The sequence below is a fragment of the Amycolatopsis sp. NPDC005003 genome, from assembly GCF_053600695.1.
Genome location: NZ_JBSGAI010000005.1, coordinates 61,553 through 87,251, shown reverse-complemented (window position 1 = coordinate 87,251; position 25,699 = coordinate 61,553). Strand labels below are relative to the sequence as shown.

Here is a 25,699-nt window from a genome sequence, read left to right as displayed (position 1 = left end):
CGGCCTTCAGCGGCTTTGGCGGCTTTCAGCGGTCGGCGACCGCCGCCTCCGCGGCCTGCAGCCACTCACGCCACTGCGCGGCCTGCTCGTCCGCCTTCTTCGCCCGCCGCTCGTCCCCGGCCGCGCGCGCCTTCGCCGCCTGCGACTCGAACTGCTCCACCCGCTCCCGGAACTGGGCCGCCCGGGCCTGGGCCTCCGGGTCCGTCCGGCGCCACCGCGAGTCCTCGGCCGCCTTCACGGCGTCCTGGACGGCCTTCAGGCGGCCGTCCAGCTCGCGGATGCGCTCGCGGGGGACCTTGCCGATCTCGTCCCACTGCTCCTGGATGCGGCGCAACGCGCTCTTCGCCGCCTCCAGGTTGGCCGCCGCGTCGATCTTCTCGGCCTCGACCAGCAGCTCCTCCTTGCGGGCCGCGTTCGCGCCGAACTCGGCGTCACGCTCGGAGAACACCGCCGACCGGCGGGCGAAGAACTTGTCCTGCGCCGCGCGGAAGCGCTGCCACAGCGCCTCGTCGCTGTCCTTCGGCGCCCGGCCGGCCGCCTTCCACTCGGTCATCAGGTCCTTGTAGCGACCGGCCGTCTCGCCCCAGTCCTCGGACTCGCTGATGGCCTCGGCCTCGGCGATGAGCTCTTCCTTGCGCTGCTTGGCCGAGGCGCGCTGCTTGTCCAGCTCGGCGAAGTGCGACCCGCGGCGGCGGTTGAACGCCTCGCGGGCCTTCGAAAACCGCTTCCACAGCTCGTCGTCGGTCTTGCGGTCGACGCCCTTGACCGTCTTCCACTCGTCCAGGATCGCGCGCAGCCGGTCGCCCGCCGCCTTCCACTGGGTGGAGTCGGCCGCGATCTTCTCGGCCTCCTCGGCGAGCGCCTGCTTGCGGGCGACCGCCGCGGCCCTGGCCTCCTCGCGCTCCGCCTTCGCGCTGGCCAGCGCCTTCTCGGCGTGCCCGATGACGTACTCCAGCCGGGCGGCGAGCGCGGCCAGATCGCCGACCACCGCGGCCTCGGCCAGCCCGTCGCGGATCTGGGTGGCGCTCGACAGCGCGTGCTTCGGGTCGCCCGCCCCGGAGATCAGCCGGGTCTCCAGCAGCTCGACCTCGGTGCGCACGTCGTCGAAGCGGCGCGCGTAGTGCACCAAGCCCTCGTCGGGGCTGCCGGCCTGCCAGACGCCGACGGCGCGCTCGCCCTCGGCGGTGACGACGTAGACGGTGCCCTCGTCGTCGATCCGGCCCCAGGTCGACGGGGTGGGTTCGGCGGGCGGCACGGGCGGGGCGGCGTGCCCGGCGTGCAGCGCGTGCGGCACCGGGTGCGGGGCCGGGGTACCGGTGGAAGTGTTCTCCTGGGCCATCGCAGGCTCCTTATCGCCTGTACGCCCGCTGGTGCGGGCGCCCCGCCGTGGGAGCGGGGCCGGGTAATGCGGTCGTCACGGGCCGTGCTCGGATGCTACGGCCCTCACGCGGCATTCAAGCAGCTCAGCGCGCACCGTGGTACTGGATGGGCCACTCGAAGCTCGTGATCCTACTTCCGGTGGACACTCCGTGTCGGCCCGCCGGTATCGTCAGCCGCCGTGAACAGCCCCGTCGTCCCGCTCGCGGTGGTCGGGCCGACGGCCACCGGCAAGACCGCGCTGGCCGTGGACCTGGCCCGCGAGCTCGGCGGCGAAGTCGTCAACGCCGACGCGATGCAGCTCTACCGGGGCATGGACATCGGCACCGCCAAGGCCACCGAGGCCGAGCGCCGCGGCGTCCCGCACCACCTGCTCGACGTCCTGGACGTGACCGAGACGGCGTCCGTCGCGGCCTACCAGCGGCACGCGCGGGCCGAGATCGAGCGGCTGCTGGCCGCCGGCAAGGTCCCGGTGCTGGCCGGCGGGTCCGGCCTCTACGTCCAGGCCGTGCTCGACGACCTGCGGTTCCCCGGCACCGACCCGGCCGTCCGGGCCCGGCTCGACGCGGAAGCCGAGCAGCTCGGCACCCCGGCGTTGTACACCCGGCTGGGTGAGCGCGATCCGGCGGCCGCCGCCAAGATCCTGCCCACCAACACGCGCCGGATCGTCCGCGCCCTCGAAGTCATCGAGATCACCGGCGAGCCGTTCTCGGCGAACCTGCCCCAGCCGGGGCCCGCCCGCTACGGCACCGTCGTGATCGGCGTCGACCGCACGCCCGAGGAGCTCGACGAGCGCGTGAACGAGCGCGTGGTGCGGATGTTCGAGGCCGGACTGGTCGACGAGGTGCTTGAGCTGGAGAAGCGCGGCCTGCGCGAGGGGAAGACGGCTTCGCGGGCGCTCGGCTACCAGCAGGTGCTCGCCGAACTGGACGGCGAAGGCGACTTCGAAGCGGCCGCCGCGGCAACGGCGCAGGCCACCCGGCGCTTCGTCCGCAAGCAACGCTCCTGGTTCCGGCGCGACCAGCGGATCCACTGGTTCGACGGCGCCGATCCCGCGCTGGCCGCGCGCGTCCTGGATACCCTGGGCCGGTAATCTTGCCCCCATGGGCGGAATCGAATTCCTCAAGGGGCACGGCACGCAGAACGACTTCGTGCTGCTCCCCGACCCGGCGGGCCGCCTCGAGCTGACCGAGGCGAGGGTCGCCGCGCTGTGCGACCGGCAGCGCGGCCTCGGGGCCGACGGCGTGCTGCGCATCGTGCGCGCCGCCGCGCTCGGCGAGCCGTCCGCGGGCGAGTGGTTCATGGACTACCGCAACGCCGACGGGTCGATCGCCGAGATGTGCGGCAACGGCGTGCGCGTCTTCGCCCGCCACCTGGTCGACGCGGGCTTGGCCGCCGAGGGGGAGTTCGTCGTCGGCACCCGCGCGGGCGACCGCCCGGTGGTGGTGCACCCGGACCGCTCGGTGACGGTGCAGATGGGCCCGGCGACGATCACCGGGACGTCGGTCACGGTGGTGGCGGGCCGCCCGTTCTCCGGCGTCGCGGTCGACGTCGGCAACCCGCACCTGGTCTCGCTCCTCGACGACGACGTGGCCGGCCTCGACCTGCGCGACCAGCCCGACTTCGACCACGACGTGTTCCCGAACGGCGTGAACCTCGAGTTCATCAACTGCCTCGGCGACGGCGCGCTGCGGATGCGCGTGCACGAGCGCGGGGTGGGGGAGACCCGGGCGTGCGGCACCGGCACGGTCGCCGCGGTGGCGGCCGCGTTCCACCTGGCGGGCACCGACACCGGCTCGTCCACAGTGGACATCCCAGGCGGCCGGGTGGAGGTGACGGTGTCCCGCGGCGCGTCGACGCTGTCCGGCCCCGCCGAGATCGTGGCCCGCGGCGAACTCGACGAAGCCTGGTGGGCCGCCGCCGGTTCGTGACCGGGGCGGCCCACTCGGTCAGACCTTCGCCTCCACCCCGAAGTCGCCTTCACGCGTTTCCACGGCGGCGATCGCGCCCGCGGTGCGGATGTCCGGCTCGATCGCCGCCAAGCGGGTCAGCAGGTCGGGCGGCCCGGTCACGGTGAGCGTCTCGACGGTGGATCGCATCGACACTTTCGCGTCGGTCTTCGCGCGGCGGACCGCGGCGATCACCTGGCCCGCCAGGGCGAGCGCCTCCGGGTCACCGTCGGACTCCGCCACCGAAGGCCAGGCGGCCCGGTGCACCGAACCCTCCTGCCACCACGACCAGACCTCCTCGGTCGCGAACGGCAGGAACGGGGCGAACAGCCGCAACAGCGCCGAGAGCGCCGTCACCAGCGCCGCCCGCGCCGACTCCGCCCCCGAGGGGCCGCTGTCGCCGTACGCGCGGCCCTTCACCAGCTCGACGTAGTCGTCGCAGAACGTCCAGAAGAACGTCTCCGTCACCTGCAGCGCCCGCGCGTAGTCCGACGCCTCCAACGCCGCGGTCGCCGAGGAAACCACCTCAGCCAAGGAAGCCAACAGCGCCCGGTCCAACGGCTCGACCGCCACCGCGGACGCCGAGGGCACGCCCAGGCCGAGCACGAACCGGCTCGCGTTGAGCAGCTTGGTCGCCAGCCGCCGCCCGACCTTCATCTGGCCTTCGTCCACCGCCGTGTCGACGCCCGGGCGCGCGCTCGCCGCCCAGTACCGCACGGCGTCCGAGCCGAAGCGCTCCAGCAGGTCCACCGGGGTCGTCGCGTTGCCCTTGGACTTCGACATCTTCTTGCGGTCCGGGTCCAGCACCCAGCCCGCGATCGTCGCCTCCCGCCACGGCAGCACGCCGTGCTCCAGCTCCGCGCGCACCGCCGTCGAGAACAGCCAGGTGCGGATGATCTCGTGCGCCTGCGGCCGCAGGTCCATCGGGAACACGCGCTCGAACAGGTCGTCGTCGAGGCTCCACCGGCCGACGATCTGCGGCGTCAACGACGACGTCGCCCACGTGTCCATGACGTCGGGGTCGGCGACGAACCCACCCGGCACCCCGCGCCGCGCCTCGGTGAACCCCGGTGGGACGTCGCTGCTCGGGTCCACCGGCAGGGTGTCCGGCAGCAGGCGCGCGTCGTAGTCGGGCTCGCCGTGTTCGTCGAGCCGGTACCACAGCGGGATCGGCACGCCGAAGAACCGCTGGCGGCTGATCAGCCAGTCGCCGGCCAGGTTCTCCACCCACGACGAGTACCGGACGCGCATGTGCTTCGGCACCCAGTTCAGCTCTTCGCCGCGCGCCAGCATCTTCTCGCGGAAGCCGGCGTCGTTCCCGCCGTTGCGCAGGTACCACTGCCGGCTCGCGACGATTTCCAAGGGCTTGTCGCCCTTTTCGTAGAACTTCACCGCGTGGGTGATCGGCCGCGGTTCCCCGCGCAGGGCCCCGGCTTCGCGCAGCAGCCGCACCATGATCTCGCGTCCCGTGTGGACGGTCTTGCCGGCCAGCGGCGCGTACGCCTCGGACGGCACCCCGGCCGGCGCGTCGGGCAGGAACCGGCCGTCGCGGCCCAGCACCACCCGCGTCGCCAAGCGCAGTTCCCGCCACCAGGTGACGTCGGTGGTGTCGCCGAACGTGCACACCATCGCGATCCCGCGGCCCTTCTCCGGATCCGCGAGGTGGTGTGCCACCACGGGCACCTCGACGCCGAACACCGGCGACCGCACGGACTTCCCGAAGAGCGGCTTGAACCGCTCGTCGTCCGGGTGCGCCACCAGCGCGACGCACGCGGGCAGCAGCTCCGGCCGGGTCGTCGCGATCACGACGTCGGCGCCGTCGGGGCCGGTGAACGCGAGGTCGTGGAAGGCGCCCGGGCGCTCGCGGTCCTCCAGCTCGGCCTGGGCGACGGCGGTGCGGAACGACACGTCCCAGAGCGTCGGCGCTTCGGCCTGGTACGCCTCGCCGCGTTCGAGGTTGCGCAGGAACGCGCGCTGCGAAATCAGCCGCGAGTCGTGCCCGATCGTCTGGTAGGTCATCGTCCAGTCGACCGAGAGCCCGAGCTGCCGCCACAGCTGTTCGAAGGCCTGCTCGTCGGTCTCGGTCAGCGACTCGCACAGCTCGATGAAGTTGCGCCGCGAGATCGCGACGACGTCCTTGCCCGGCTTCTCCGGCGGCCGGAAGCCCGGGTCGTAGGGCAGCGAAGGTTCGCAGCGGACGCCGAAGTGGTTCTGCACCCGGCGCTCGGTCGGCAGGCCGTTGTCGTCCCACCCCATCGGGTAGAAGACCTCGCGCCCGCGCATCCGCTGGAACCGGGCGAGGACGTCGGTGTGGGTGAAGGAGAAGACGTGCCCGATGTGCAGCGACCCGCTGACCGTCGGCGGGGGAGTGTCGATCGAGTAGATCTCGGCCCGGGTCTTGGTGCGGTCGAAGCGGTAGGCGCCGGTGGACTCCCATACGGGTACCCACTTGGCCTCCAGACCGTCGACACCGACCTTGTCCGGGACTCGTGGGCGCTCGTATGGGGTACTCATGAACCAACTCTAGGCGGCGGTGGAACCGCTTTTCGCCTCGGTGGGCAGGTCGCGCATGTGCCGCAGCGGCGAGCACACCACCCACAGCGCCGCGGCCGCTTCCCCGGCCACCGCGACCCACATCGCGCCGCGCAGCCCGAGCCCTTCGCCGAGCGCGCCGCCCAGCAGCCCGCCGAGCGGCAGCGTGCCCCAGACGACGAACCGCGCGCTCGCGTTCATCCGGCCGAGCAGCCGGTCCGGGCAGATCGCCTGCCGGTAGGAGACCGAAGCGACGTTGTAGATGACGATCCCGAACCCGCCGAAGGCCGTGCCGAACGCGGCCAGGCCGAGCCGCCAGTCCGGCGCGGCCAGCGGGGCCAGCAGGTGCGCGGGCCAGGTGAGCAGGGGGACCAGCCAGATCGCGCGGGCGTGCCCGATCCGCCGCGTGACCGCGCCGGAGCACACCGCGCCCACGATCCCGCCCGCGCCGCCCACGGCCAGCAGCACGCCGACCGCCGCCGGGGGCAGGCCGACCGTGCGGGTCAGGAACAGCACTTCGACCGCGGTGAAGGCGCCCCCGAAGAGGTTCGCCGTCGCCGTGCAGGCGACGCTGGCCCGCAACGGCCTGTCGGAGAAGACGAACCGCAGGCCCTCGGCGATCTGCGGCAGCAGCCGGTCGTGCCCGGTGCGTTCCGGCTCCGGCTCGACCGCGCGGATCCGCAGCAGCCACAGCGCCGACGTCAGGTAGCCGAAAGCGGTGACCAGCACCGCGTTCGCCGCGCTGACCAGCTGGACCAGCACGCCCGCGCCGCTCGGCCCGGCGATCTGCGCGACCGACTGGACGGCCTGCAGCTTCGCGTTGCCTTCCAGCAGGTGCTCCCGGCCGACGAGCGAGGGCAGGTACGACTGGTAGGCGACGTCGAAGAACACCGTCGCCACGCCGACGAGCAGGACGACCACCAGCAGCTGGGCGAACGTCAGCACCCCGGCCCACCAGGCGAGGGGCACGCTCGCCAGGAGAGCGAAGCGGATGAAGTCGGCGGTGAGCATGACCCGGCGGCGTCGCAGCCGATCCACCCACACGCCGGCGGGCAGCCCGATCAGCAGGAACGCGAGGGTCTGGGCCGCGGTGAGCAGACCCATCTCGAACGGCGTCGCGGCCAGTGTCACCGCCGCGAGCAGCGGAATCGCGGTGTACCCGACGGTGGTGCCGAACTGGCCGGCCGCGTCGCCGGCGAAGAGCCGCCGGAAGTCGGCGTGGCGGAAGAGTGACCCCCGGTGCATGGTCCCCGAGTCTGACGGGAGTGATTGGAAAGTGTCAATCACTGTTCGCTCTAGGCTGTGCGCGTGCCTGATGGGAAACGACGCCCCGCGACCGAAGCCGAGGCCGCCGCGCTGGCCTCCGGAATACGGCTGCGCATCATCCGGTTGACCTTCTCGGAGGCGCTGACGAACAAGGAGCTGGCCGAAAGGCTGGGCCGGGACCCCGCGACGACGCTGCACCACGTGCGCAAGCTCGTCGAGACCGGCTTCCTCGCCGCCCAGCCGCCGCGCCGCGGGACCCGGGGCGCCAAGGAAATTCCGTATCTTTCGACGGGGCTTTCGTGGACACTCGACTCATGCGGTGACAAGGACGTAGAACAGGCGGTTCTCGAGGCCTATCTGGCCGAGATCGCCGAAACCGGATTCGAGGGCGTGCACCAGTCGCGCCTGGTCGTCCAGGTGGCCCCCGAGGAGCGGGCGGAGCTGGAAACCCGGCTCAACGCCCTGCTCGAGGAGTTCCGCGCGCGCCCCCGCCGTCCCGGCGCCGAGCGCACCGCGGTCTATCTCGCCACCTATCCCAGCACGTAAAAGTTCGGTTCCCGCGGCGAATCGTGGGAACATGGAGGCACGATGACAGAACTGACACACACCGAAGACCACGACGACGACCTGTACGACCCGTCGACCGGCGAGATGGAGCTCGAAGACCGCGCGTCGCTGCGCCGGGTCAGGGGACTGTCCACGGAGCTGGACGACGTCACCGAGGTCGAATACCGGCAACTGCGGCTCGAGCGCGTCGTGCTGGTCGGCGTGTGGACCGAGGGCACCGCCCTGCAGTCCGAGGCGTCGCTGGCCGAGCTGGCGCGCCTGGCCGAGACGGCGGGCTCGGAGGTCCTCGAAGGCCTCATCCAGCGGCGGACCAAGCCCGACCCGGCCACCTACATCGGCTCGGGCAAGGTGCGGGAGCTGCGGGACATCGTCGGCTCCACCGGCGCCGACACCGTGATCTGCGACGGCGAGCTCTCCCCGGGCCAGCTGCGGCAGCTCGAGGAGAAGGTCAAGGTCAAGGTGATCGACCGGACCGCCCTGATCCTCGACATCTTCGCCCAGCACGCCCGGTCCAAGGAGGGCAAGGCGCAGGTCGAGCTGGCCCAGCTGCAGTACCTGATCCCGCGGCTGCGCGGGTGGGGTGCTTCGCTGTCCCGGCAGGCCGGTGGGCGCGCCGGCGGCGCGAACGGCGGCGTGGGCCTGCGCGGTCCCGGTGAGACCAAGCTCGAGACCGACCGGCGGCGGATCAACAAGCGCGTGGCGAAGCTGCGCCGGGAGATCGCGGCCATGGACACCATCCGCGAGACCAAGCGCGGGCGGCGGCTGGCCAACGAGGTGCCCAGCGTGGCGATCGTCGGCTACACCAACGCCGGCAAGTCGAGCCTGCTCAACGCGCTGACCGGGGCCGGGGTGCTGGTGGAGGACGCGCTGTTCGCCACCCTCGACCCGACCACCCGGCGCGCGCAGACGCCGGACGGCCGCGGCTTCACGCTGACCGACACCGTCGGGTTCGTGCGGCACCTGCCGCACCAGCTGGTGGACGCGTTCCGCTCGACGCTGGAGGAGGCCGCCGACGCGGACCTGCTGCTGCACGTGGTGGACGGGTCCGACCCGGCGCCGGAGGAGCAGGTCAGCGCGGTGCGCGAGGTGCTCGGGGAGATCACCCGCAAGCGCAAGGAGCCGCTCCCGCCGGAGCTGCTGGTGATCAACAAGACCGACGCGTCCGACGAGGTCAGCCTGGCCCGGCTGCGGCACGCGCTGGCGGGCTCGGTCCAGGTCTCGGCCCGGACCGGGGCGGGCATCCCGGAGCTCGTCGAGGTGATCGCCGACCGCCTGCCGCGGCCGGAGGTCACGGTCGAGGTCCTCGTGCCCTACTCGCGCGGCGAGCTGGTCGCGCGGGCCCACGCCGACGGCGAGGTCCTCGAAGAGGAGCACGCCGAGGAGGGCACGCGCCTGCTGGTGCGGGTCCGCCCGGACCTCGCGGCGGCTTTGCGCGAGTACGAGACCAACTCGACCAGGGCCTGACACGTCTCCGTAGTGTGCGGACACCGAGTTCGCACACTACGGAGGTGGCTGGGTGCGCTGGATGGTCGCGGTCGCGGCGGTGTTCGTGGGGGTGCTCGCCGCCCCCGTGCCTGCTTCGGCGGCGCCGGCACCGGAGACGCTGTGCACGGTGAAGGACTCCCGACTCAACGAGCTGTCCGGCCTGGTCTCCGACGGCTCGCGGCTGTACGCGATCAACGACGGCGGCAGCAAGGTCCAGGTGTTCGTGCTCGGCCGCGACTGCAAGGTGCAGAAGGTCCTCACCGACAAGACCGACCCGTTCGACGTCGAGGACCTGGCCCGCACCCCGGACGGAACGCTGTGGCTGTCCGACACGGGTGACAACGAGAAGGGGCGGCTGACGGTCGCCCTGCTGGAGCTGAGCCCGGCGGGCAAGCTGACGCTGCACCGGCTCACCTACCCGGACGGGCAGCACGACACCGAAGCGCTGATCATGGACAAGGCGGGCACGCCGTACCTGATCACCAAGGACGTCCTCGGCGAGGCCCGCGTGTACCGGCCTTCGGGACCACTGGCCAGCCCGGGCCCGACCAACCTGGAGAAGGTCGGCACGGTGAAGATCGCCACCACGGACACCCAGGGCGGCCCGGTGGGCTCGATCGGCTCGGTCCTGGTGACGGGCGGCGCTTCGACGGCGGACGGCACGGTGGTGGCGCTGCGCACGTACACCGACGCTTACCTGTACGCCGCTCCCGACGGCGACGTGCTCGCCGCACTGCAGCGCAACCCGGTGCGGATCCCGCTGCCGGGCGAAAAGCAGGGCGAGGCGATCGCGTTCGATCCGGACGGGACGCTGATCTCCGGCAGCGAAGGCGTGGGCGAGCCCCTCCGCACGGTGCGGGGCGCGGCGGCACTGGCCGCGCAGTCCGTCGCACCGGCGGAGGGAACGACCTCGACCGGGACGAGCGCGTCGTCCGGCTCGGCGGGGGACGGGGCCGGGCTCCCCATCCTGCCTGCCGCCGGGATCACGGTCGCGGTGGTCGGTCTCGGCTGGTTCGGCTTCAGCAAGCTGCGCCGGCGAGCCCGCCGCTGACCCTCGGCTCCCCACGGCCGAAGATCATCCGATCCGGTGAATCTTCCGGGCCGTGCGAAAGCCCGGAAGTGACTTCTAAAGGCGGCGCAGGACGGCGACCACCTTGCCGAGCACCGTGGCGTCGTCGCCGGGAATCGGCTCGTACGCCTCGTTGTGCGGCATCAGCCAGATGTGGCCGCCCTTGCGCTTGAACGTCTTGACCGTGGCCTCGCCGTCGATCATCGCCGCGACGATCTCGCCGTTGTCCGCGTCCGGCTGCTGGCGGACGACGACCCAGTCGCCGTCGGTGATGGCCGCGTCGACCATCGAGTCACCGGTGACCTTCAGCAGGAACAGCTCGCCCTCGCCGACGATCTCCCGCGGCAGCGGGAAGACGTCCTCGATGGCCTGCTCGGCCAGCACCGGGCCACCGGCGGCGATCCGGCCGACCAGCGGCACGTACGCCGCCTTCGGCATCACCGGCTGCTGGTCCATCTCGATGCCCATGGGGTTGTCGTCGGTCGCCGCGAGCACGCCGACCGCGCGCGGCCGGTTCGCGTCCCGGCGCAGGTAGCCCTTGCGCTGCAGCGCGCGCAGCTGGTGCGAGACCGACGACGTCGACGTCAGCCCGACCGCCTCGCCGATCTCGCGGACGCTCGGCGGGTAGCCGAACCGGCTCACCCACGTGCGGATCACGTCGAGCACCTGCTGCTGGCGGACGGTGAGGGTCTCGTCCACGTCGTACACCTCGGGCATGGCGTGCACCTTGCCCGAGCCGCCGGGGGACCCACTGGTCCTGCCCGCCTTGTTCTCCTTCGCCACTGCGTCGCCTCCCAGACGTTCGCTGCACGTATCTGCGCGCCGGCCGCCGCCCGCGGGGTTGCGGGCAGGCTCGCCGGCGGCATCTGCCCGGCAGATGCCCTGGTCACCGACGTTAGCCCCCGGGCACGACGATTTCAAACATCTGTTCGATCGACACGCCGTGTCCGCTCGATTTTGTCGGTGGCAGGTGGTAGACCTTCGCACGGGCGTTCGATAGAACGCCTGTTCGACCTTGATCCACGGGCCGCTCCCGGTCCGGGAAACGGGCGGACACAGGGTTTCGAGGAGGTTCGGATGTCCATTCTGGCCGAACGCGGACACGTTCGCCCGGCGACCCCGGTCCCGGCGCCCCTCCGTCCCGTGCGCGTCCTGCGCGGGCGCCGCGGCGAGGTGCACCGCCCGCCGACGCGTGCGCGGGTCGTGGCGGGCCGCCGCCCGGCGGGCGCCCCCTGTGCGGCGCCGCGGCGGGTGCCGGTGCGCTGGCCGTGGCTCGCCGCGCTCGCCGTCGCGAGCTGCCTGATGATCACCGGTTTGGGTTTTCTGGGGAGCGGGTCCTCCGGCGCCCCGGTGCCCGAGCACACCGCGACGGTGTCCGTCGGCCAGGGCGACACGCTCTCTTCGCTGGCCGCCCGATTCGCGCCGAACAGTGAGCCTGGCGCGGTTGTCGCCCGGATCAAGGAGCTGAATCGCCTGGACGGGGCCGCTCTGGTGCCGGGGCTGCCGCTCACGGTCCCGGTCGCCGACCCGGCCGCCGTCCCCGCACCCTGAGCCGGCGCGGTCGTCAACCGCACTCACCCGGGCGAGGAACCGGCCCGGCGCGCCGCTTGCGCGCGCCCCGCTCGAGTCCTACCCTTCGCCGCTATATGTAGTAGTTACACCGCTGTAGTTGGTCCACAGGTTGGGGTAGACTGGGCAGCAGTTGTCCACAGCTGGTCGGCTTTTACCCACCGGATGTCCACAAAACGATCACCAGGTGCAGGGGTGCCCGGTGCTCGCGCCTGGCCACGCGTGGTGGCCGGGGGACGTCGACCGGGGCGGCCGGCGAGGGAGGGGAAGGTGATCGGCGGATGAGGTGCCCGTTCTGCCGGCATGCGGACTCTCGGGTCGTCGACTCCCGAGAGGTGGATGAAGGCCAGGCGATCCGCAGGCGGCGCTCGTGCGCGTCGTGCGGGCGCCGGTTCACGACGTCGGAGACGATGGTGCTCGCCGTCGTCAAGCGGTCCGGGGTCACCGAACAGTTCAGCCGGGACAAGGTGGTGAGCGGCGTCCGCCGCGCCTGCCAGGGCAGGCCGGTCGACGACGACGCGCTGCAGCAGCTCGCGCAGCGCGTGGAGGAGTCGATCCGCTCCGCCGGGCTGGCGGAGATCCCGAGTCACGAGGTCGGCCTGGCCATCCTGGGCCCGCTGCGTGAGCTCGACGGGGTCGCCTACCTCCGGTTCGCCAGTGTCTACCGCTCCTTCTCCTCGGTCGAGGACTTCGAGAAGGAGATCGCCGACCTGCGTGAGGCCATGGCGGGTGCTGCTGCCGAGAAGGTCAGCGTCAGCGATCAGCGCGAAGACGGCGACTGAGCCGTCCCGCTGCGGGAGAGGGTTCAACCGATGACGGAAACCGTGGGAACGGGGGCCCGCGCGGCCACCGGCAAGAAGGGCAAGGCCGCCGGCGGGCTGAGCGTGCAGCGCGTCTTCACGACCGAAGGGCAGCACCCGTACGACCAGGTGACCTGGGAGCAGCGGGACGTCGTCATGACGAACTGGCGCGACGGCTCGGTCAACTTCGAGCAGCGCGGCGTGGAGTTCCCCGAGTTCTGGTCGGTCAACGCCACCAACATCGTCACCAGCAAGTACTTCCGCGGCGCCGTCGGCAGCCCGCAGCGCGAGCGCAGCCTCAAGCAGCTCATCGACCGGGTGGTGCACACGTACGTCAAGGCCGCGCGCGACTTCGGCTACTTCGCCACGCCGCAGGACCTCGAGATCTTCGAGCACGAACTCACCTGGATGCTGCTGCACCAGGTCTTCAGCTTCAACTCCCCGGTCTGGTTCAACGTCGGCACGCCGTCGAAACAGCAGGTCAGCGCCTGTCAGCCGTACGACGCCTTGGTGAGCACGCCCGGCGGCGCCGTGCCGATCGGCCGCTTCGTCGAGCTGAACGCCGTGGGTGCCAAGGTCTACGACGCGCACGGGCTGACCAAGGTCGTGGCGACCAAGGCCAACGGGATCAAGGAAGTCCTGCGCGTCACGACGAAGTCGGGCCACGTCCTCGACGTCACGGCCGACCACCTCGTGTGGCGGGCGAGTGCGGGCGGCGGGAAGTTCGTGCCCGCCGGCGAGCTGCGCGTCGGAGATCAGCTCGAATGGCACCGTCGCAGCGCGTTCGGCGAAGAGGAGATCAGGGAGACCGACGTCGCCCAAGCCGCACTGGCGGGCTGGTTGCAGTCGGACGGCTTCGTCGGTCAGTACGACGGGACGAACCGCTCGCTCACCATCGAGGCGATGACCGTGAACGACGCCGAGCTGGCCTGGGTGCGTACGGCACTCGACCGCGTCTTCCCGGGCGTCCACCGCCACGAACGTGCCGTCGAAACGCAGGACGAGACACTCGACTGCCGCCGAACCCGGCTTTACGGCAATGTCCTCGAGAACTTCGTCGAGACCTGGGGCCTGCGTGCTCGGGGAACCGACATGGTGGTGCCGGAGTTCCTGTACACCGCACCCCTTCCGGTCGTGGCCGCCTACCTGCGGAGCATCTTCCAGGCCGAGGGCTACGTTTCGGCGCGGGAACGGTCCACTCTGGTCGCGTTGGACATGATCGGCGAAGACCTCGTTCGTGGCCTTCAGCAGTTGCTGGCCCGGTTCGGCATCTTCGCTCGCGTGGGCCGCAAGAAGGAGAGCCGTCCGAACCGGCACGACCTCTGGGGTATCCAGATCCAGAACGCCGGCGACCGGCGGATCTTCGCGGACGAGATCGGCTTCATCGATCCCGTGAAGACCGCGAAGCTGGAGGCGTCTTTCGAGAAGCCCGGCTTGGCCGCCCACGAGACGAAGCGGCTGGAGATCGCCGCGATCGAGAGCCGTGGTGAGATGCCGGTCTACGACATCCAGACGGAATCCGGCGAGTACCTTTCCGGAAACCTTCGTGTCCACAACTGTTTCATCCTCGCCGTCGACGACACCATGGAGTCGATCCTCAACTGGTACCGCGAAGAGGGCCTGATCTTCAAGGGCGGCTCCGGCGCCGGCCTCAACCTCTCGCGCATCCGCTCCTCGAAGGAACTCCTGACCTCCGGCGGCACCGCGTCCGGCCCGGTCTCGTTCATGCGCGGCGCCGACGCGTCCGCGGGCACCATCAAGTCCGGCGGCGCCACCCGGCGCGCGGCGAAGATGGTGGTGCTCGACGTCGACCACCCGGACATCGAAGAGTTCATCCAAACCAAGGCGCGCGAAGAGGAGAAGATCAAGGTCCTCCGCGACGCCGGGTTCGACATGGACCTCTCCGGCGCGGACATCTCCTCGGTGCAGTACCAGAACGCGAACAACTCGGTCCGCGTGTCCGACGAGTTCATGCAGGCGGTCGAGAACGGCACCGATTTCGGCCTGCGCGCCCGGCTCACCGGCGAGGTCATCGACCGCACCGACGCGAAGAAGCTGTTCCGCACGATGGCGCAGGCCGCGTGGGAGTGCGCCGACCCCGGCATCCAGTACGACGGCACGATCAACGACTGGCACACCTGCCCGGAGTCGGGCCGGATCACCGCGTCGAACCCGTGCAGCGAGTACATGCACCTGGACAACTCCAGCTGCAACCTCGCCTCGCTGAACCTGCTCAAGTTCGTCACGCCCGAGGGCACCTTCGACGCGCCGCTGTTCGCGCGTGCCGTCGAGTTCGTCATCACGGCGATGGACATCTCGATCTGCTTCGCGGACTTCCCGACCGAGCCGATCGCGGACACCACGCGCAAGTTCCGCCAGCTCGGCATCGGCTACGCGAACCTCGGCGCGCTGCTGATGGCGCTGGGCCACGCGTACGACTCCGACGGCGGCCGCGCGCTCGCCGCGGCGATCACCTCGCTGATGACGGGCGTGTCGTACCGGCGTTCGGCGGAGATGGCCCAGGTCGTCGGCGCCTACGAGGGCTACGCGCGCAACGCCGAAGCCCACCAGCGCGTGATGCGCAAGCACGCGGCGGCGAACGAGCTCGTCCGCACCTACCACTCCAACGACGCCGCGGTCCGCGCGCTGGCGACGGAGGAGTGGCAGAAGGGCATCGAGATCGGCGCGAAGCACGGCTGGCGCAACGCGCAGGCGTCAGTGCTCGCCCCGACCGGCACCATCGGCTTCATGATGGACTGCGACACCACCGGGATCGAGCCGGACTTCTCGCTGGTGAAGTTCAAGAAGCTCGTCGGCGGCGGCTCGATGCAGATCGTCAACCAGACGGTGCCGCGCGCGCTGGAGGCGCTGGGCTACCCGACCGAGCAGGTCGAGGCGATCGTCGAGTACGTGGCGCAGCACGGCCACGTCGTCGACGCGCCGGGGCTGCGTCCCGAGCACTACGAGGTGTTCGACTGCGCGGTCGGCGAGCGCTCGATCGCGCCGATGGGGCACGTCCGGATGATGGCCGCGGTGCAGCCGTTCCTGTCCGGCGCGATCTCCAAGACGGTCAACATGCCGGAGTCGGCGACGGTCGAAGAGGTCGAGGAGATCTACTTCCAGGGCTGGAAGCTCGGCCTGAAGGCCCTCGCGATCTACCGCGACAACTGCAAGGTCGGCCAGCCGCTGTCGACGGCCAAGAAGTCCACGGAGACCGCCTCCGCCGAGCCCGAGAAGGTCGTCGAGTACCGCCCGGTGCGCAAGCGCCTGCCGAAGAAGCGCCCGAGCCAGACGGTGTCCTTCACGGTCGGCGGCGCCGAGGGCTACCTGACGGCGGGCTCGTACCCGGACGACGGCCTCGGCGAGATCTTCGTCAAGCTCGGCAAGCAGGGTTCGACGCTGGCTGGCGTGATGGACGCGTTCTCGATGTCCATTTCGGTCGGTCTCCAGCACGGCATCCCGCTCGAGTTCTACGTCTCGAAGTTCTCCAACCTGCGCTTCGAGCCGGCGGGCATGACGGACGACCCGGACATCCGCATCGCCACGAGCGTGATGGACTACCTGTTCCGCCGCCTGGCCCTGGATTACCTGCCCCACGAGAAGCGCTCGCAGCTGGGCATCCTCTCGGCCGACGAGCGTTCGGCGGAGGTCGAGGCGACGTACGGCAACCCCGGCGTCGACCTGGAAGCCCTCCAGTCCACAGTGGACGCGTCGCCGGAGCCGCACGCGGACGGCCCGGAGCACCCGCACCGCGAAGCCCAGACGACGACGGAGCTGATGGAGCTCCGCCTCGGCAAGGCGGCGGACGCCCCGCTCTGCATGACATGCGGAACGAAGATGCGCCCGGCAGGCTCGTGCTACGCGTGCGAAGGCTGCGGCGCGACTTCGGGTTGTAGCTGACCGATCCGCGGCCGAACCGGGGGACGCCCGGTTCGGCCGCGGTGTTCAGCGGGCCAGGATCCGCGCCACGACACCGCCGAGGTCGCCGGACGGCTCGGTGCTCCGCCAGGCGACGAAGTGGTCCGGCCGCACCAGGACGGCGCCGCCCCCGGCGATCCCGGTGGTGCGAAGCCAGGTTTCGTCCTCGACGACGTGTGCGTCGACGTCGAGCTTCTGCGCCGCCTCGAGCCACGCCCGGCCGGACGGGCCGGCGAGCAGCGTGAGCCGCCGGCCGACCAGGTCCAAAGTGGACACGTCGTCGCCCAGCCACGTGTGCGGCACGCGGGAGCCGGGTGTCCCGTCCAGGACGATGTCCTCCGTGGACGGCAGGGCGGTCTGCGCACCGAGCACCGCCGCCGAGGCGTAGCGGAAGCCGAGGTGCACGATCGGGGCGTTGACCACGCCCGCCGCGGCGCGAGCGGCGGCCGCCGCCGGCCCCTGTTCCCAGTGCAAGCGGGGATCTTCGAGCCGCAGCAACGCCTGTTCGAGCGCGAGTGCCGCCACCGGACGGCGTTCGGCTTCGTAGGTGTCCAGCAGCGCCGGGCCGGCCGAGCCGTCGAGGACCGCGGCCAGCTTCCACGCCAGGTTGTGCGCGTCGGCGATGCCGGTGTTCGCGCCGAACGCGCCGAGCGGCGGCACCGCGTGCGCCGCGTCGCCGGCCAGGAACACGCGGCCGGCGCGGAACCTGTCGGCCAGCAGCCCCCGCACCCGCCACGGCAGCGCGCTCAGCACCTCCACCGCCAGGTCCGGGTCGCCGACGGCGGCGCGGATCAGCGCGCGGCAGCGGTCCGGTGAGAACGCCTCCGCCGGCTCGTCGCCGAGTTCGGTGTGGAAGATCCAGTCCTTTTCGCCGTCGACGGTCACCAGCATCCCGGGTGACTCGGGCGCGGTGATCGTGCAGTTCGCGAAGTGGTGGCCCTTCGTGTACGGCGTGAGGTCGGCGCGGAAGAGGATGTTGAGCAGGGGCTGTCCGAGTGCGCCCGGCCCGGTCGTGCCGATGCCGAGTGCGGCGCGCACCTCGCTGCGGCCACCGTCGGCCGCGACCAGGTAGCTCGCGCGCACGGTTCGCCGGCCGTCCGGCCCGTCGAGCACCGCGGTGACGCCGGAGTCGTCCTGCCGCGCCGAGACGAGCGTGGTCGAGTACGCGACCGAGGCTCCGCGCTCCCGCGCCGCGCTCAGCAGCACCGCGTCGAGCCGGTCCTGCGGGCAGGTGCCGCGCAGCACGCCCGGGCTGAGCTCGCTCGCCGTGAGGTTCGGGCTGTTCGGCACGGCGGGCGGGGTGTCCGGCAGATCCGCCGTCGCCAGGGTCGGCGCGGAGATCTTGCCGAGGGTCGCGGACGCCCGGACGGCGACGGCCTCGACGTCGCCGTGGATCCCGGCCTGGCGGAAGAACTCCATGGTGCGGAAGCCGAGGCCGGTGGCGCGCGGGTGCGGGGACGGGCCGGCCGCGCGTTCCACGACGAGGGCGGGGACGCCGTGGTGGGCGAGGAAGAGCGCGGTGGACAGGCCGACGGTGCCCCCGCCGGCGATGAGGACCGGAATCATGCTGAAACCCCCAGTTGTGGCTACGGTGTACTCGCTACGGATACACTGTAGCCACTCGGGTACGATGTTCGCAACCGACGACGGGAGAACGACGATGGCCGACGAGCCGGCGCTGGTGTGGACCAAGGAACGGCGCAGCCCGCGGCGCCAGGCTCCGGGAGTCGAGCAGATCGTGCGCACGGCGATCGCGATCGCCGACGCCGAAGGCCTCCCCGCGGTCTCGATGCGCCGGGTGGCGACGGACCTCGGCTCGGGCACGGCATCGCTCTACCGCTACGTGGCGAGTCGCGACGAGCTGCTGGACCTGATGATCGACGAGGTGAAAGGCGCCGAGCACACCGAAGTCACCGGCGACTGGCGAGCGGACCTGGCGAGCGTCGCCCGCCAGGTCCGGCTGACGCTGCTGCGGCACCCCTGGCTGAGCGGCGAGCTCCCGGGCCGTCCGGCACTGGGAACGAACTCGCTGCGTCGCCACGAGGCCGCGCTGGCCGCAGCGGCCGGGCTGACCGCCGACATCACCTTGGCGGCGGGAGTGGTGGACACGGTGCTGGCGTACGTCGCCGGCACGGTCGCGCAGGAACTGGCGGAGCTGCAGGCCCAGCGCCGCTCCGGCCTGACGAAGGAACAGTGGCAGGCGAGCGTGGGCCCGTACATCCGCGACGTCATCGCGAGCGGGCGGTACCCGCAGTTCACCCGCCGGGTGGTCGAGGGCGAAGAGTGGAGCGCGGAGCGGGTGTTCGAGTTCGGCCTGAACTGCGTCCTGGACGGCGTCGCGGCCCGGGCCGGCTGAAGCAATTCGGTGGTCGCCGATGCCGTCCGGCACCTATCGTCCCGTCGAGGACAGCGAAGGGGGACAGCGGATGCGGCTCGCCGGCCGGGAGTGGCGGACGCTGGTCAGCACGGCGCGGCTGGACGGCCGCGACTACCGGGTGATCCGGCCCGCGCGGCCGGTCGCGCACGCCTGCCTGTCCGAAGAGCGGTACGGGGCGCAGATGTCGGTCGACAAGGCCGCGACGGCGGACCTCGCCTGTGCGTGGTGGTTGGCGGCCCGGTCGCCGCGCAGCATCGTCCACCTGCCGCTGCGGGCGAGCGCGTCGAGCTGCCGCGGCGAGCACGGCGGCCCGCCGCTCGATCTGGTGTTGCTGCACCACAGTCTCGGCTTTCCGGTGTCCCGCTGGAAGCGGCTTCGCGCGCGGTTGTCCCCGGCCGCCCCGCACAAGGTGACCCTGCCGCCGGGTGCCTTCCCGCCCGTGGAGCACACGCGGCGGTGGCGACAGGATTTTCGTGACCACCTCCACTGGAGGATCGCCGCCGACACGCTGTTCGTCACCGGCAGCCGCCCGGCGTACGAGTTCCAGGGCCACGAAGTGCGGTCCCTCGCCGAGGACAGCCCGGCTCGCCTGGCCGAAGAGCCCGGCGCGCACTGCTGCGCGGAAATCTCGCTGGGCGCCTGGAGCCCTTACCCCGGCCGGAACCCGATGGCGCTGCTGCACGTCGAGTGCTGCACCCGGCACTGGTGAGCTCACCGAATCTCCACGAAAGCCACCCAGCCGGTCCACAAGCACCCGGCATCATCGAACCGATGACGTACGCACACTGGCTCCAGGATTTCGAAACCGAGGCCGAACGCCGCCGGCAGCGCGAAGACCCGCCGTGGGAACGGGGCGCGCACCTGCACCCCGACGTCGCCAAGAGCATCCAGCGGTTCCAGGTCGGCGAAGCCGGCGACGGCGCCAACCTCATCGCGAAAGCCGCCGGGGACGACACCTACCTCGCCGCCGTGAAGCTCTTCGTCGCCGAGGAACAGAACCACGCCCGGATGCTCGGCCTGCTGCTCGGCGCCGGTGGGGTGCCGACCCTCGCGAGCCACTGGTCGGACACCGTGTTCGTCAAGCTGCGGCGGGCGCTCGGGCTGCGGCTGGAGCTCATGGTGCTGCTCATCGCCGAAGTCGTCGCCCTGCGGTACTACCGCGCCCTGCGGGACGGCACCGGCGACCCGCTGCTCACGCAGGTCGCCGCGCGGATCCTCGCCGACGAGGAGCGGCACGTGCCCTTTCACTGCCACCGGCTGGGGATCGCCTTCCGCACCCTGGGCAAGCCCGCCCGGGCCGCGGTGTTCGGTGCGTGGCGGATCCTGCTGCTCGGCGTCGCGGTGACGGTCGCCGCGGACCACGGCGCGGCCTTGAAGCGCCTCGGTGTCGGGCGGCTCGTCTTCGTCGCCGACGTGCTCACGGCGTTCGAGGCCGCCCTCGCGAGAATCCGTGGCGAGCGCCCCCAGGCGCCGTACGTCCCGAAGCGCGCCCGGCCACGCGGGCTCTTCTAAAGGAGCCCGGCCAGCTGCCGCAGCGTCGCGGTGATCCGCTCCACCGGCACCCCGCGAGACGTCTGGTGCAGGAACAGTTCGGGCGCCAGCGGGGCCAGCAGCACGTCGGCCAGGACGTCGGGGTCCGGTGCGCCCGCCGCCTCCGCCAGGACGCGGACGTGCGTGCGCCAGAACCCGTACGCACCCGTCGTGAACCGGGAGTGGCCCACCTCGGCGCCCAGCACCAGGGGCGCGTGCCGCTCCAGGAGCGCCACCATCGCCTCGTAGAACGCCGCCAGCCGCTCGGACGGTGGCGCACCCGGGCCCAGCGGCGGGTCGCCGCGCACCAGCGCCTCCTGGAGACGGCGTTCGTGCTCGTCCAGCAACGCCACGGCGATCGCCGCGCGGTCCGGGTAGCGGCGGTACAGCGTGCCGCGGCCGACGCCGGCCGCTCGGGCGATGTCCTCCATCGTCACCTCGGCCGCGCCGCGGGTGGTGAAGAGCTCCTCGGCCGCCTCGAGGATCTTCACGCGGTTGCGGGCCGCGTCGGCGCGTTCGGGCATGGGCGCCAGCCTAGGGAATATCCGGACGCGGCGTCCAGTTAGCTCAAGTGGACACCGCGTCCACTTGAGGAGGAATCGTGCCCCACCTGCTGCACCTCGACTCCAGCGCCCGCCGCTCGTCGTTCTCCCGCGAGCTCTCCGCCCGGTACGCCGCCGGCTGGGCGGGCACCCGCACCTACCGCGACCTCGCCGCCGATCCGGTCCCGGTGATCGGGGAAGCGTGGACCGAGATCTGCGACGCCCTGCTCGCCGCGAAGATCACCGATCCCGCGCACTACGCCGACGTCGTCGAGACGCCGGAGCAGCGGAAGGCCTGGGCGGTCGTCGAGCCGCTCCTGGTCGAGCTGCTCGAAGCCGACGTCGTGCTCATCGGCGTGCCGATGTACAACTTCTCGATCCCGGCCGCCCTGAAGGCGTGGATCGACCAGGTGACGTTCCCGCGCATGTCGCTCAAGGGCAAAGCGTTCGTCATCGCCGGCGCCCGCGGCGGCACCTATGCCGAGGGCACGTCGCGAGCGCCGTTCGACCACCACGAGCGCTACCTGCGGGACTTCATCGCCGGGCACTACGACGTCGACGACGTCCGGTTCGTGCACGCCGAGCTGACCAACGCCCTGGTCGACCCGCACCTCGCCGCTCGCGACGGCGAGCGGAGAAGGTCGCTCGAAGCGGCCCGGGCGGCGTTCTGATGGGCTGGGTGACGCTCGTCCTCGCCGGGCTCGTCGAAGTCGCCTGGTCGCAGAGCATCAAGCCGACGGAGAACTTCACGCGGCCGTGGCCGACGCTCCTGTGCTTCGTGCTCGGCGCCGCCGCGGTCTACCTGCTCTCGCGCGCGATGGACACCGTCCCGGTGGGCACCGCCTACGCGGTGTTCACCGGGATCGGTGCCGTCGGCGCGATCGTGCTCGGCGTCGTCGTGACCAAGGACCCGCTGAGCGTCGGCCGGGTGGCCGCGCTGGCCCTGATCGTCGGCGGCGTCGTGCTCGCGCGGATCACCGCGTGAGCTGCTCCCACAGGAACTCGAACACCAGCGCCCACTTGAACGCCAGCTGCTCGTTGTCCGCCGCGGCACCGTGGCCGCCTTCGATGTTCTCGTGGTAGCGGACGTCGTGCCCCTGCTCGCGCATCCGCGCCACCATCTTGCGGGCGTGGGCGGGGTGCACGCGGTCGTCGCGCGTCGACGTCACGAACAGCGAAGGCGGGTACGCGCGTCCACTGTGGACGTTCTGGTACGGCGAGTACTTCGAGATGTAGTCCCATTCCGCGGCGTCGTCCGGGTCGCCGTATTCGGCCATCCAGGACGCGCCGGCCAGCAGCAGGTGGTAGCGGCGCATGTCCAGCAGCGGCACCTGGCTGACGATCGCGCCGAACCGGTCCGGGTAGCGGGTCAGCATGACGCCCATCAGCAGGCCGCCGTTGCTGCCGCCCTGGATGCCGAGCTTCGCCGGCGTCGTGATGCCCCGCGAAACCAGGTCCGACGCCACCGCGGCGAAGTCCTCGTACACGCGGTGGCGCTCGGCCTTGATGGCCTGGGTGTGCCAGCCGGGCCCGTACTCACCGCCGCCGCGGATGTTCGCGACGACGTACGTGCCGCCGCGCGCGAGCCAGCCGCGGCCGATCATCCCGCTGTAGGACGGCGTCAGCGAGACCTCGAAGCCGCCGTAGCCGGTCAGCAGCGTCGGGCCGCCTTCGGCGCCGGACGGCCGGACGACGAAGTACGGGATCTTCGTGCCGTCCTCCGACGTCGCGAAGTACTGCGCCACGCTCATACCCGAAGCGTCGAAGAACGCCGGAGCCTGCTTGAGGATCTCCGGCTCTTCGCCGACGTGGCCGTAGCTCAGCGTCGACGGCTGGAGGAAGCCGCTGGAGTCGATCAGGTACTCGTCGCTGACGTCGGGGTCGGTGTCGAAGATGTCCGCGCTGCCGAACTCCGGGCCGCCGGCCAGCGGCTCGTCGGCCCAGCCGTCCGGGCCGGGCGTCAGGGTGCGCAGCTCGCTGCGGACGTCGCGCAGGGTGCCGAGCAGCAGGTGGTTGCGCGTCCAGGCCCAGTACTCGAGCGAGGTGTGGTCGTCGGGCGTGAACAGCGTCGTGAAGTTCCGGTCGCCGGCCATGAAGGCGTCGAAGAGGATGGCGATCAGCGAGCCCGCCGGGTGTTCCGCGCCGCCGGTGGTCCACGCCGTCCGCGGCCGCACCAGCAGCCATTCGCGGTGCACGGACGCGCTCGCGTCGTCCGGGACGTCGATCTTGACCAGCCCGTCCGGCGTCCTCAGGTGCAGTTCCGAGCGGTAGAAGTCGATCGCGCGGCTGACGAAGTCGCGCTCGAAGCCTTCGGTCGGGTCGTGCGACGCGCCGATCGAGACGTCGTCGGGCTTGCCTTCGAAGACCGTGACGGCTTCTTCGATCGGGGTGCCGCGGCGCCACTCCTTGGCCAGCCGCGGGTACCCCGAACTGGTCAGCGAGCCCGGCCCGAAGTCCGTCCCGAGGTAGACGCGGTCCTCGTCGATCCAGCCGATCCGCGTCTTCGCCTCCGGGACCGTGAAGCCGTCCGCGACGAACTCGTGCGCGTCGAGGTCGAACTCGCGGACGACGGTGGCGTCCGCGCCGCCGCGCGACAGCTCGACCAGGCCGCGCCGGTAGCCCGGCCGCAGCACGGCCGCGCCCTGCCAGACCCAGTTCTCGCCCTCGGCCTCGGCCAGCGCGTCGACGTCGAGCAGCAGCTCCCACTCGGGCTCGGCCTGCCGGTAGGACTCCAGCGTCGTCCGCCGCCACAGGCCGCGCGGGTGGCTCGCGTCCTGCCAGAAGTTGTAGAGGAATTCGCCGCGGCGGCGCACGTACGGGATCCGGTCGTCGGCGTCGAGCACTTCGCGCAGCTGGTCACGCAGTTCGGCGAATCGCGCGCCGGTGGTCAGCTCGGCCAGCGTCTCGTCGTTGCGGGCGCGCACCCAGCCGAGCGCGTCTTCGCCGGTCACGTCTTCCAGCCACAGGTAAGGATCCTCGACACTCATAGCGACAGTCTCGCCTGGTCGAAGGCCCGGCGGCTACCGGGTGGCGTTTTCGTTTCGTGATCCCTGCCTCCCTGGTCGTCCGTATGCTGGAGCCACACAGCAGGGGGAGAACGTGAGCGACGCCGAACCGTCGTGGCCGGGGTCGGCCCGGCCACCGGAACCCGCGTGGGCGCCGGAGCCGAACCCGTGGGCGCCCAACTGGGCCGCCGCGCCGCCGGTCCCGATCGCGCCGCCGCGCACCCGGTTTTGGGGAGCGGTCACCGGCGTCCTCATCGTGGTCGTCTCCATCTCCTTGATCGCGGCCACCATCCCGCGCCGGGTGGACGGCCGTGCGCTCGCCGCGCAGGGCACCGATCCCGGCCGGGCGTACGGCGGCACCGGGAAGCCCCCGAAGGCCGTGCCGGAGCTGGCGCGCAACCCCCTGCTCGGCGACGGCGTCAGCCCCGGGCCCGCCACCTGCACCCTGCCCGAACTCGGCCGGTCGGCCGACCAGCTCAAGGCCTACTACCAGGCGCTCGTCACCTGCCTGGAGCAGTCGTGGCGCCCGGCGCTGGAGAAGGCGAACGAGCCGACGCTCACCGCCACCGTGTCGGTGACGCTGCCGGAGCACAGCTCGTGCGGCGCGGCGCCGACGGAGAACGAAGCCGTCGCCTACTACTGCGGCGGCGACACGACGATCTACGCCCCGACCGACTGGATGCTGGCGGACGCCGGGCTCAACAAGGCCCGGCACATCGCGACCATCGCCCACGAGTACGGCCACCACGTGCAGCGCGCGAGCGGCATCCTCTCCGCGGCGTCGGACAAGATGACCTCGCCGGACGAGGACAGCGCGGCCGACAAGGAGGTCGTGCGCCGGATCGAACTGCAGGCGAACTGCTTCGGCGCGCTGTTCCTGACCGCCGTCGCCGGATCGGGCTCGATCAGCCGGTCGCTGGCGAACGCCGCGGTCGCCGACTACGGCCGGGCCAACAACAGCGACACCCACGGCTCGCGCGAGCACCAGCTGTCCTGGGCGAAAGCGGGCTACGACGGCAAGGCCACGAAGGCGTGCGACACGTGGAGCGTCCCGGCCGGCGAGGTCAGCTGAGCGTCCAGGCGGGGTCGCGGCCGAGGAAAGCGAGGAACCGGTCGAGCCCGCTCGCGTCCGCGGGCACTTCGACGCTGCGGGCGAACGAGCCGTTCTTCTCGCGGCCTTCGTCCGGGATCCGCTCGGCCAGCTTCGTGGCGATGTACACGGCTTCGGCGGCCGGCTCGTAGGGCAGGTCGAGCGTGCGGGCCAGGTCCCAGCCGTGCGCGACCGTGTCGACCAGGTGCATGTGCGCGGCGATCGAGCCGGGGAACGTGCCGAAGTGGTTGATGGTGAGCTGCCGCTCCAGCACGGCGTCGCCGGCGAAGGCGTCGAGGAAGTCTTCGACGGACGCCCGGTACGCGGCGCAGGCGTCGTCGCCGAGGACACCGGCGTCCCAGTCGGACGCCGAGCCTTGCCGGGCCGCCGTCGCGAAGGCGTGGTTCTCGCTGACCTGGTGCCGGAGCAGATCGGCGAGCGTCCAGCCGGCGCACGGGGTGGGGCGGGCGAGGTCGGCCGGCGTCACGCCGTCGACGAGCTCGTCGAGCAGGAGCAGGGTGCGGCGGTCGAGTTCGCGGAGGTCCATGCCGGCCACGCTAGGCGCGGAAGCGGACCACGAACAGTGCCAAAACCGACGGAACCTTCGTGGGCCAATCTAGACT

22 protein-coding genes are annotated in these 25,699 nt (G+C 71.7%); 14 read left to right on the top strand and 8 right to left on the bottom strand.

The genetic code is table 11. The features are described from left to right. Window positions 1-25: 25 nt before the first annotated feature. A complete protein-coding gene (locus tag ACWED2_RS07785) occupies window positions 26-1,339 on the bottom strand; it encodes a DUF349 domain-containing protein (RefSeq protein ID WP_449686242.1) in 1,314 nt (437 codons plus the stop codon). Window positions 1,340-1,558: 219 nt separating this feature from the next. On the opposite strand from ACWED2_RS07785, the gene miaA reads away from it, so the two are divergent. Together miaA and dapF are read left to right on the top strand one after the other, a co-directional pair. After that, on the top strand, window positions 1,559-2,470 hold the full coding sequence (gene miaA / locus ACWED2_RS07780) for a tRNA (adenosine(37)-N6)-dimethylallyltransferase MiaA (RefSeq protein ID WP_449689663.1): 912 nt from the start codon (window positions 1,559-1,561) through the stop codon (window positions 2,468-2,470). A 10-nt stretch (window positions 2,471-2,480) separates the two neighbouring features. Next, window positions 2,481-3,308 carry a diaminopimelate epimerase gene (gene dapF, locus ACWED2_RS07775; protein ID WP_449689662.1) on the top strand — a complete coding sequence of 276 codons (828 nt, stop codon included), beginning with the start codon at window positions 2,481-2,483 and terminating at the stop codon, window positions 3,306-3,308. 18 nt (window positions 3,309-3,326) lie between these two features. Here the strand turns inward: dapF and valS are convergent, their stop codons facing one another. Then, window positions 3,327-5,840 carry a valine--tRNA ligase gene (gene valS, locus ACWED2_RS07770; protein WP_449689661.1) on the bottom strand — a complete coding sequence of 838 codons (2,514 nt, stop codon included), beginning with the start codon at window positions 5,838-5,840 and terminating at the stop codon, window positions 3,327-3,329. Between the two features lie 9 nt (window positions 5,841-5,849). Then, entirely contained in the window at window positions 5,850-7,103 is a 1,254-nt protein-coding gene (locus ACWED2_RS07765) for an MFS transporter (protein ID WP_449689660.1), read from the bottom strand. Window positions 7,104-7,166: 63 nt separating this feature from the next. Here ACWED2_RS07765 and ACWED2_RS07760 point away from each other — a divergent pair, with 63 nt between their 5' ends. Genes ACWED2_RS07760 through ACWED2_RS07750 form a run of 3 tightly spaced genes read left to right on the top strand, consistent with a single transcriptional unit; the run spans window position 7,167 to window position 10,227 of the window. Beyond that, the gene (locus tag ACWED2_RS07760; RefSeq protein WP_449689659.1) at window positions 7,167-7,670 is read left to right on the top strand and encodes an ArsR/SmtB family transcription factor; all 504 of its coding nucleotides are present in this window, start codon (window positions 7,167-7,169) and stop codon (window positions 7,668-7,670) included. 42 nt (window positions 7,671-7,712) lie between these two features. Beyond that, window positions 7,713-9,155: a GTPase HflX gene (gene hflX, locus ACWED2_RS07755; protein WP_449689658.1), complete on the top strand. Its 1,443-nt coding sequence runs from the start codon at window positions 7,713-7,715 to the stop codon at window positions 9,153-9,155. A gap of 52 nt (window positions 9,156-9,207) precedes the next feature. After that, window positions 9,208-10,227 carry a hypothetical protein gene (locus ACWED2_RS07750; RefSeq protein WP_449689657.1) on the top strand — a complete coding sequence of 340 codons (1,020 nt, stop codon included), beginning with the start codon at window positions 9,208-9,210 and terminating at the stop codon, window positions 10,225-10,227. A gap of 75 nt (window positions 10,228-10,302) precedes the next feature. Here the strand turns inward: ACWED2_RS07750 and lexA are convergent, their stop codons facing one another. Next, window positions 10,303-10,962: a transcriptional repressor LexA gene (lexA, locus tag ACWED2_RS07745; protein WP_167384977.1), complete on the bottom strand. Its 660-nt coding sequence runs from the start codon at window positions 10,960-10,962 to the stop codon at window positions 10,303-10,305. A gap of 360 nt (window positions 10,963-11,322) precedes the next feature. Here lexA and ACWED2_RS07740 point away from each other — a divergent pair, with 360 nt between their 5' ends. The 3 genes from ACWED2_RS07740 (at window position 11,323) to ACWED2_RS07730 (ending at window position 16,514) form a co-directional block, all read left to right on the top strand. Then, a complete protein-coding gene (locus ACWED2_RS07740; protein WP_449689656.1) occupies window positions 11,323-11,796 on the top strand; it encodes a LysM peptidoglycan-binding domain-containing protein in 474 nt (157 codons plus the stop codon). Between the two features lie 299 nt (window positions 11,797-12,095). Further along, entirely contained in the window at window positions 12,096-12,596 is a 501-nt protein-coding gene (nrdR, locus tag ACWED2_RS07735; protein ID WP_449689655.1) for a transcriptional regulator NrdR, read from the top strand. Window positions 12,597-12,626: 30 nt separating this feature from the next. Next, complete coding sequence (locus ACWED2_RS07730) at window positions 12,627-16,514, top strand: vitamin B12-dependent ribonucleotide reductase (protein ID WP_449689654.1); 3,888 nt, start codon at window positions 12,627-12,629, stop codon at window positions 16,512-16,514. 45 nt (window positions 16,515-16,559) lie between these two features. Here the strand turns inward: ACWED2_RS07730 and ACWED2_RS07725 are convergent, their stop codons facing one another. Beyond that, window positions 16,560-18,098 carry an FAD-dependent monooxygenase gene (locus ACWED2_RS07725; protein ID WP_449689653.1) on the bottom strand — a complete coding sequence of 513 codons (1,539 nt, stop codon included), beginning with the start codon at window positions 18,096-18,098 and terminating at the stop codon, window positions 16,560-16,562. 94 nt (window positions 18,099-18,192) lie between these two features. Here ACWED2_RS07725 and ACWED2_RS07720 point away from each other — a divergent pair, with 94 nt between their 5' ends. From ACWED2_RS07720 to ACWED2_RS07710, 3 genes are all read left to right on the top strand, one after another. Then, the gene (locus tag ACWED2_RS07720; protein ID WP_449689652.1) at window positions 18,193-18,888 is read left to right on the top strand and encodes a TetR/AcrR family transcriptional regulator; all 696 of its coding nucleotides are present in this window, start codon (window positions 18,193-18,195) and stop codon (window positions 18,886-18,888) included. Window positions 18,889-18,907: 19 nt separating this feature from the next. Then, window positions 18,908-19,618, top strand: a complete 711-nt coding sequence (locus ACWED2_RS07715) for a hypothetical protein (protein WP_449689651.1) — start codon at window positions 18,908-18,910, stop codon at window positions 19,616-19,618. Window positions 19,619-19,680: 62 nt separating this feature from the next. Beyond that, complete coding sequence (locus tag ACWED2_RS07710) at window positions 19,681-20,421, top strand: ferritin-like domain-containing protein (protein WP_449689650.1); 741 nt, start codon at window positions 19,681-19,683, stop codon at window positions 20,419-20,421. Here the strand turns inward: ACWED2_RS07710 and ACWED2_RS07705 are convergent. Continuing rightward, on the bottom strand, window positions 20,418-20,963 hold the full coding sequence (locus tag ACWED2_RS07705; protein WP_449689649.1) for a TetR/AcrR family transcriptional regulator: 546 nt from the start codon (window positions 20,961-20,963) through the stop codon (window positions 20,418-20,420). The two genes, ACWED2_RS07710 and ACWED2_RS07705, sit on opposite strands and share 4 nt — an antisense overlap. Window positions 20,964-21,040: 77 nt before the next feature. On the opposite strand from ACWED2_RS07705, the gene ACWED2_RS07700 reads away from it, so the two are divergent. After that, complete coding sequence (locus tag ACWED2_RS07700; RefSeq protein WP_449689648.1) at window positions 21,041-21,652, top strand: FMN-dependent NADH-azoreductase; 612 nt, start codon at window positions 21,041-21,043, stop codon at window positions 21,650-21,652. Then, entirely contained in the window at window positions 21,652-21,966 is a 315-nt protein-coding gene (locus ACWED2_RS07695) for a DMT family transporter (protein ID WP_449689647.1), read from the top strand. The genes ACWED2_RS07700 and ACWED2_RS07695 overlap by 1 nt, the downstream gene beginning before the upstream one ends. On the opposite strand, the gene ACWED2_RS07690 is transcribed toward ACWED2_RS07695, so the two are convergent. After that, the gene (locus ACWED2_RS07690) at window positions 21,956-23,968 is read right to left on the bottom strand and encodes a prolyl oligopeptidase family serine peptidase (RefSeq protein WP_449689646.1); all 2,013 of its coding nucleotides are present in this window, start codon (window positions 23,966-23,968) and stop codon (window positions 21,956-21,958) included. The genes ACWED2_RS07695 and ACWED2_RS07690 overlap by 11 nt on opposite strands. 112 nt (window positions 23,969-24,080) lie before the next feature. Here ACWED2_RS07690 and ACWED2_RS07685 point away from each other — a divergent pair, with 112 nt between their 5' ends. Beyond that, window positions 24,081-25,058 carry a neutral zinc metallopeptidase gene (locus ACWED2_RS07685; RefSeq protein ID WP_449689645.1) on the top strand — a complete coding sequence of 326 codons (978 nt, stop codon included), beginning with the start codon at window positions 24,081-24,083 and terminating at the stop codon, window positions 25,056-25,058. Here ACWED2_RS07685 and ACWED2_RS07680 read toward each other — a convergent pair. Next, a complete protein-coding gene (locus ACWED2_RS07680; RefSeq protein ID WP_449689644.1) occupies window positions 25,051-25,623 on the bottom strand; it encodes a TIGR03086 family metal-binding protein in 573 nt (190 codons plus the stop codon). The genes ACWED2_RS07685 and ACWED2_RS07680 overlap by 8 nt on opposite strands. Between the last annotated feature and the right edge of the window lie 76 nt (window positions 25,624-25,699).

Bases quoted from the DNA above. Each gene is read 5' to 3' on its own strand.
- ACWED2_RS07725 (WP_449689653.1), bottom strand. From the start codon at position 18,098: ATGATTCCGGTCCTCATCGCCGGCGGGGGCACCGTCGGCCTGTCCACC.
- lexA (WP_167384977.1), bottom strand. From the start codon at position 10,962: ATGCCCGAGGTGTACGACGTGGACGAGACCCTCACCGTCCGCCAGCAG.
- ACWED2_RS07720 (WP_449689652.1), top strand. From the start codon at position 18,193: ATGGCCGACGAGCCGGCGCTGGTGTGGACCAAGGAACGGCGCAGCCCG.
- ACWED2_RS07680 (WP_449689644.1), bottom strand. From the start codon at position 25,623: ATGGACCTCCGCGAACTCGACCGCCGCACCCTGCTCCTGCTCGACGAG.
- ACWED2_RS07695 (WP_449689647.1), top strand. From the start codon at position 21,652: ATGGGCTGGGTGACGCTCGTCCTCGCCGGGCTCGTCGAAGTCGCCTGG.
- ACWED2_RS07705 (WP_449689649.1), bottom strand. From the start codon at position 20,963: ATGCCCGAACGCGCCGACGCGGCCCGCAACCGCGTGAAGATCCTCGAG.
- ACWED2_RS07730 (WP_449689654.1), top strand. From the start codon at position 12,627: ATGACGGAAACCGTGGGAACGGGGGCCCGCGCGGCCACCGGCAAGAAG.
- ACWED2_RS07765 (WP_449689660.1), bottom strand. From the start codon at position 7,103: ATGCACCGGGGGTCACTCTTCCGCCACGCCGACTTCCGGCGGCTCTTC.
- valS (WP_449689661.1), bottom strand. From the start codon at position 5,840: ATGAGTACCCCATACGAGCGCCCACGAGTCCCGGACAAGGTCGGTGTC.
- ACWED2_RS07690 (WP_449689646.1), bottom strand. From the start codon at position 23,968: ATGAGTGTCGAGGATCCTTACCTGTGGCTGGAAGACGTGACCGGCGAA.
- nrdR (WP_449689655.1), top strand. From the start codon at position 12,096: ATGAGGTGCCCGTTCTGCCGGCATGCGGACTCTCGGGTCGTCGACTCC.
- ACWED2_RS07740 (WP_449689656.1), top strand. From the start codon at position 11,323: ATGTCCATTCTGGCCGAACGCGGACACGTTCGCCCGGCGACCCCGGTC.
- ACWED2_RS07715 (WP_449689651.1), top strand. From the start codon at position 18,908: ATGCCGTCCGGCACCTATCGTCCCGTCGAGGACAGCGAAGGGGGACAG.
- hflX (WP_449689658.1), top strand. From the start codon at position 7,713: ATGACAGAACTGACACACACCGAAGACCACGACGACGACCTGTACGAC.
- ACWED2_RS07785 (WP_449686242.1), bottom strand. From the start codon at position 1,339: ATGGCCCAGGAGAACACTTCCACCGGTACCCCGGCCCCGCACCCGGTG.
- dapF (WP_449689662.1), top strand. From the start codon at position 2,481: ATGGGCGGAATCGAATTCCTCAAGGGGCACGGCACGCAGAACGACTTC.
- ACWED2_RS07710 (WP_449689650.1), top strand. From the start codon at position 19,681: ATGACGTACGCACACTGGCTCCAGGATTTCGAAACCGAGGCCGAACGC.